Source organism: Yinghuangia sp. YIM S10712, assembly GCF_051388935.1.
Lineage (GTDB): Bacteria > Actinomycetota > Actinomycetes > Streptomycetales > Streptomycetaceae > Yinghuangia.
Genome location: NZ_JBPKBI010000055.1, coordinates 1 through 6,127, shown reverse-complemented (window position 1 = coordinate 6,127; position 6,127 = coordinate 1). Strand labels below are relative to the sequence as shown.

Here is a 6,127-nt window from a genome sequence, read left to right as displayed (position 1 = left end):
CCGGCGACGAGCACCATGTGCACACTCGCGCCGTGCCGCCGCGCCAACTCCGCCAACCCGGCGTGCAGTCCAGGCTCGACATGCAACGAAACATGATCCCCGCGGTGCCCTGCCACCGGCGGACGCGGCCGGTCGAACGGCAACGCCAACTGTTCCGGCAGGCCATCCAACGCCCGTCTCCAGTAGCCGAGTTGGCCATTCAGGAGACTGCCCGGCTCGGCACGGTCACCGAGCAACCCGCGCTGCCACACGGTGTAGTCCGCGTACTGCACCGGCAGCGGGCGCCACGACGGAGCCGCACCGTCACGACGCGCCAGGTACGCCGCGGCCAGGTCGCGTGCCAGAGGCCCGACGGACCAGCCGTCAGCCGCGATGTGATGCACCACCAGCAACAGCACATGCTCGGCGTCTCCCAACCTGAAGAGTTCGGCGCGCAAAGGAAGTTCGTCGGCCAGATCGAAGCCGCGGCGGGCAGCCTCGGCCAGCCGCCGGTTCAGGTCGGCGGCGTCGGTCGCGGTGACCGGCAACGGCACGACGGTGTTCCGCGACGGCAGCACCTGCTGTGCGGGCACGCCGTCGGTCTCGCGGAACACGGTGCGCAGGCTTTCGTGTCGCGTGACGACATCGCCGAGTGCCTGCGTGAGCGCGGCGACGTCGAGGCCTCCGGTCAGGCGCAGTGCGACGGGGATGTTGTAGGTGGCCCCGAGCGCCTCCATGCGTTCGAGGAACCACAGCCGCTGCTGGGCGAACGACAGCGGCACGGGATCCGGACGGGTTGAACACGCCCGCAGCGGCGGGCGCGTCGATGCTCCGGCGCTGGCGATGCGCTCGGCCAGCCCGGCGACCGTCGGGGCCTCGAACAGGGCGCGCAAACCGACCTCGGCGCCGAGGACGGCGCGTACGCGGGCGACGAGTCGGGCGGCCAGCAGGGAGTGGCCGCCGAGGTCGAAGAANCTCGGCGCCGAGGACGGCGCGTACGCGGGCGACGAGTCGGGCGGCCAGCAGGGAGTGGCCGCCGAGGTCGAAGAAGGAGTCGTCGGCGCGGACGCGTTCCGGTGGTACGCCCAGCACTTCGGCGAACAGCCCCGCGACGACCATCTCGCCCGGTGACCGCGGCACCCGGCCGTCCCCGCTGCCCGCGTCCTCCCACACCGGCGCCGGCAGCGCCGCACGATCCAACTTGCCGTTCACCAGCAAGGGGAGCGCATCAAGGGTGACGAACGTCGACGGCACCATGTACGCGGGCAGCCTGGCCTCCAGGTGAGCCCGCAACGCGGCGGCGTCCGGCGTGCGAGCGGCATGCGCCACCACGTACGCGGCAAGCCGGTCCCCGTGTGCGAGAACGACACACCGCGCCACATCCGGATGTTCCCCGAGCGCGGATTCGATCTCGCCGGGCTCGATGCGGTAGCCGCGCACCTTGACCTGGTCGTCGGCCCGGCCCAGGAAGTCGAGTTGGCCGTCCTGGCGCAGACGTACGACGTCACCCGTGCGGTACATGCGCGCGCCCGGTTCCCCTGGTGGGGCGAAGGGGTCGGCGACGAAACGCTCGGCCGTCAAACGTGGTTGGTTCAGGTAGCCGCGTGCGAGGCCGGGCCCCGCCATGTAGAGCTCGCCCGGGACCCCGATCGGCACCGGATTCAGCGCGGCGTCCAGCACGTAGGCCCGCGCACCGGTCATCGGACGGCCGATCGGCGGCGCTCCGCGGCCGTCGGCGGGCAACGGCGCGGTGATCGTGGCCAGCACCGTGGTCTCGGTCGGCCCGTACGCGTTGTGCATGCGACGCCCCGGCGCCCAGCGTGCCACCAGGTCAGGGGACAGCGCCTCGCCGCCCACGACAAGCGTCTCGGCGTCGAGCCGCGCATCCGGCACGGCGGCCAGCGCCGACGGCGGCACCAACACGTGTGTCAACGCGAGCGCCGCATCGGTCAGCGCGGAAAGCGGCTGCTCGGCGGGCGCCAGAACGAGCGTGGCACCGTGGGCCAGCGCCGTGCACAGGTCCCAGAACGCCATGTCAAAGCTCGGGGACGCGAATTGGAGCACACGGCTGCCCGGCCCCGCGCCCAGCCGCGCGCTCTCGGCCGCGAGGCACGCCACACCCGTGTGCGCGACCACGACTCCCTTGGGCCGACCCGTCGACCCCGACGTGTACGGCACGTACGCCGGGTGCTCGGGCCGCAGGCCCACCACAGGAGGCGGCAAGTCGGGCTGCCCGGCGGCCAGCGCGGCGACGTCGTCCGCGGACTCCAGGTGCAGCGCCGGGGCGGTGTCCCGGAGGAGGTACGCGACGCGGGCCCGCGGCAGGCGGTGGTCGATCGGCACGTACGCGGCCCCGGCCTTCAGCACGCCGAGCACGGCGACGATCTGCCAGGCGCAGCGCGGCAGGCTGAGGACGACACGGTCCTCGGGACCGATCCCGCGCGCGATCAACGCGTGGGTGACCTGGTTGGCCCGCGAGTCCAATTCTGCGTACGTCAGTTGCTCGCCATCGGGCGATTCCAGGGCGACCGCGTCGGGCGTCGCGAGCACCTGGGCGGCGAACAACTCCGGGAAAGTACGCGGAGGGACGGCCTCAGCCGAAGGACCGAGCGCGCGTTCGGCCAGCAACTCACGCTCGTCCGGCGCGAGGACGTCGATCCGGCCGATCGGCCGGTCGGGGGCGCGGACCGCGGCTTCCAGCACCCGCAGCCACCGGGCGGCGATGCGCTCGACACCGGCCCGGTCGAACACGTCGGTGCGGTACTCGATTGTGCCGTCGAGTCCCGGCCCGGTGCCGGCGCCGGTGCCGGTGTCGGTGCCGGTGTCGGCTTCGTTGAGTGCGAACGTCAGGTCGTACTTGGCCGTCCCCGTCCACACCCGCTTCTCGGACACCGTCAGCCCCGGCAGATCGGGCAGCGGCGGCGTGCCGTGCCGGAGCGTCAGCATGGTTTGGAAGAGCGGGTGGTGGGCGAGGGTGCGGTTGGGGTTGACGGCTTCGACGACTTGTTCGAAGGGGGCGTCTTGGTGGGCGTAGGCGCCGAGTGCGGTTTCGCGTACGCGGTCGAGGAGTTCGGTGAAGGTGGGGTTGCCTGAGGTGTCGGTGCGCAGGACGAGGGTGTTGACGAAGAAGCCCACGAGGTCGTCCGTCGCGGCGTCCGTGCGCCCGGCGACGGGTGTGCCGATCGGCACGTCCGTCCCCGCACCCAGCCGCGTGAACAACGCCGCCAGCGCCGCGTGCAGCACCATGTGCGCACTCGCGCCACGCCGCCGTGCCAAATCGGTCAGAGCACCGTAGAGCTCCGGTCCGACACGGACCGGGACATGGCCCCCGCTGTGGCTCGCGAGCGGCGGGCGCGGCCGGTCGAACGGCAGCGCGATCTGGTCCGGCACACCGTCGAGCACCCGCGTCCAGTAGTCGAGTTGCTCGTTCAGGAGGCTGCCGGCCTCGGCCCGCTCGCCGAGCAACCGGCGTTGCCACAGCGCGTAGTCCGCGTACTGCACCGGCAGGTCCGGCCAGGCCGGGGGCTCTCCGGCGCGGCGTGCCGCGTACGCGGTGGCGAGGTCGCGCGCAAGCGGCCCGGTCGACCAGCCGTCGCCGGCGATGTGATGGACGACGAGAAGCAGCACACACTCGCCGTCACCAAGCTCGAAAAGCTCGGCGCGCAGAGGCAGTTCGCGGGTGAGGTCGAAGCGGTGCCGAGCGGCGGCGGCGATCCGGTCGTCGACCTCGGCTGCGGTCACGGTCGTCACGGCAAGGTCCGGCCGCGCTTCTCCGGCGGACAGCACGTGCTGCACCGCAACGCCGCCGGTCTCCGGGAAGAGCGTGCGCAGGCTTTCGTGTCGGGCCACGACGTCGCCGAGTGCCCGGGCCAGCGCGACACGGTCGAGTTCGCCGGTCAGGTGAAGCGCGACGGGGATGTTGTACGTCGGCCCGAGGGCCTCCATGCGTTCGAGGAACCACAGCCGCTGCTGCGCGAACGACAGCGGCAGACGGTCCGGCCGGTCTGCGCAGGCCCGCAGGGGCGGGCGCTCGGAGGTGCCGGCGTCCGCGATGCGTTCCGCCAGCCCGGCGACGGTGGGTGCTTCGAACAGCGTCCGCAGGGCGATCTCGGCGCCGAGGACGGCGCGTACGCGGGCGACGAGTCGGGCGGCCAGGAGGGAGTGGCCGCCGAGGTCGAAGAAGGAGTCGTCGGCGCGGACGCGTTCCGGTGGTACGCCCAGCACTTCGGCGAACAGCCCCGCGACGACCATCTCGCCCGGTGACCGTGGCACCCGGCCGTCCCCGCTGCCCGCGTCCTCCCACACCGGCGCCGGCAGCGCCGCACGATCCAACTTGCCGTTCACGGTCAGGGGCAGCGCCGCCACTTCGATGACGGCGGCGGGCACCATCGCGGGCGGAAGGTGCCGGCGTGCGTGGTCGCGCAACGCCGCGAGGTCTGGCGTGCGTCCGGGCTCCGCCACGACGTAGGCGACGAGCCGCGTGTCGTCCTGGCGTTCGCGGCGGGCCACGACGACCGCCCGGGAGACCTCGGGGTGTCCGGCGAGGACAGCTTCGATCTCACCCGGCTCGATGCGGTGGCCGCGCACCTTGACCTGCTGGTCGCCGCGCCCGACGTACTCCAGCGCCAGTCCGCCGTCCTCGGTCGCGCGTCGGCGCACGAGGTCGCCGCTGCGGTACATGCGCGCACCGGGCGCGGCGGCGAACGGATCGGCCACGAACCGCTCGGCCGTCAGCCCGGGACGGTTCAGATAGCCCCGTGCGAGACCGGGACCCGCGACGTACAGCTCACCCGGCACCCCGACCGGCACCGGGTTCAGCGCCGGGTCGAGAACATGGACGCGCAGGTCGGGAAGGGCGTCGCCGATGATGCTGGCGGTCCCTTCGGCGGCGTGGCCGCGGCCCAGGGCGGTGTGCGTGACGTGCACCGTCGTCTCGGTGATGCCGTACATGTTCACCAACAGCGGCGCGGCGTCGTCGTGCCGTGCGTACCAGTCGGCGAGACGGGCCGGCTCCAGCGCTTCACCGCCGAACACCACCGTGCGCAGCGCGAGCCGGCGCCCGGTCTCGGGAGCCTCACGGTCGGCCCGCACGAGCTGGTGGAACGCGGACGGCGTCTGGTTGAGGACGGTGACCCGTTCCTCCACCAGCAGTTCCAGGAACCGGTCGGGCGCGCGGCTGGTGTCGAACGGCACCACGACCAGGCGGCCACCGTGCAGAAGTGCTCCCCACAACTCCCAGACGGAGAAGTCGAACGCGTACGAATGGAACAGCGTCCACACGTCGTCGGGACCGAAGCCGAACCAACGATCGGTGCTCGCGAACAGCCGCACCACATTGTGATGCGTGACGACGACGCCTTTGGGACGACCGGTGGAGCCGGAGGTGTAGATGACGTACGCCGGGTTGTGCGGGCCGCCCCCGCTGCCTGGTGCGGACTCAGGCTGCGCGGCGATCTCGCGGGCGGTCGTCGGCTCGTCGAGAACGAGGCGAGGCGTCGGAGTGTCGGTGTCGCCGCCCCGATCCGCACGATCCACGACGAGGAGAGCGGGCCGGGCGTCGTCCAGCATGAGCGCGATGCGGTCCGCGGGCGCGTCGGGATCGAGCGGCAGGTACGCGCCACCGGCCTTCAGCACGGCCAGTACGGTGACCACCAGGTCGAGGGAGCGCGGCAGCGCGAGGGCCACGAGCGTTTCGGGACCGACGCCGCGGGCCCGCAAAGCGTGGGCCAGGCGGTTCGCCCGCACGTCGAGGTCCCGATAGGTCAGCGTGTCGGTGCCGCACACCACGGCGACCCGGTCCGGAGTCTCGTCGACCCGGGCCGCGAAGAGCTCCGGCAACGTCGCGCCGCTGCCGGCCTCCGCGCCGTCCCGCGCGGCCGGCAGCAGGGCGCTTCGCTCGCCGTCGAGCAGGATGTCGATACGGCCGATCCGCAGACCGGGATCGTCGGCCACCGCCCGGAGCACCCGGACCCATCGGGCGGCAAGCGCCTCGGCGGTCTCCCGCCTGAACAGGTCGGTGCTGTATTCGAGGACGCCTTCGAGGCCGCCGCTCGTTGCCTGTTGCTCGGTCAGGTTCCAGAACAGGTCGAATTTGGCGGTTGCGGTGCCGACGTTGAGGGTTTGGGCGGTGAGGCCGGGGAGGGTGAAG

The 6,127-nt window shown here is 72.5% G+C and carries 1 protein-coding gene and 1 pseudogene; both read right to left on the bottom strand.

What is annotated here, in order from left to right:
* The coding region (locus ACRX5W_RS33070; RefSeq protein ID WP_436792095.1) for a condensation domain-containing protein at positions 1-926 on the bottom strand (926 nt) is incomplete at its 3' end.
* A gap of 28 nt (positions 927-954) precedes the next feature.
* Positions 955-6,127: pseudogene (locus ACRX5W_RS33065) on the bottom strand (amino acid adenylation domain-containing protein); the annotation flags it as partial.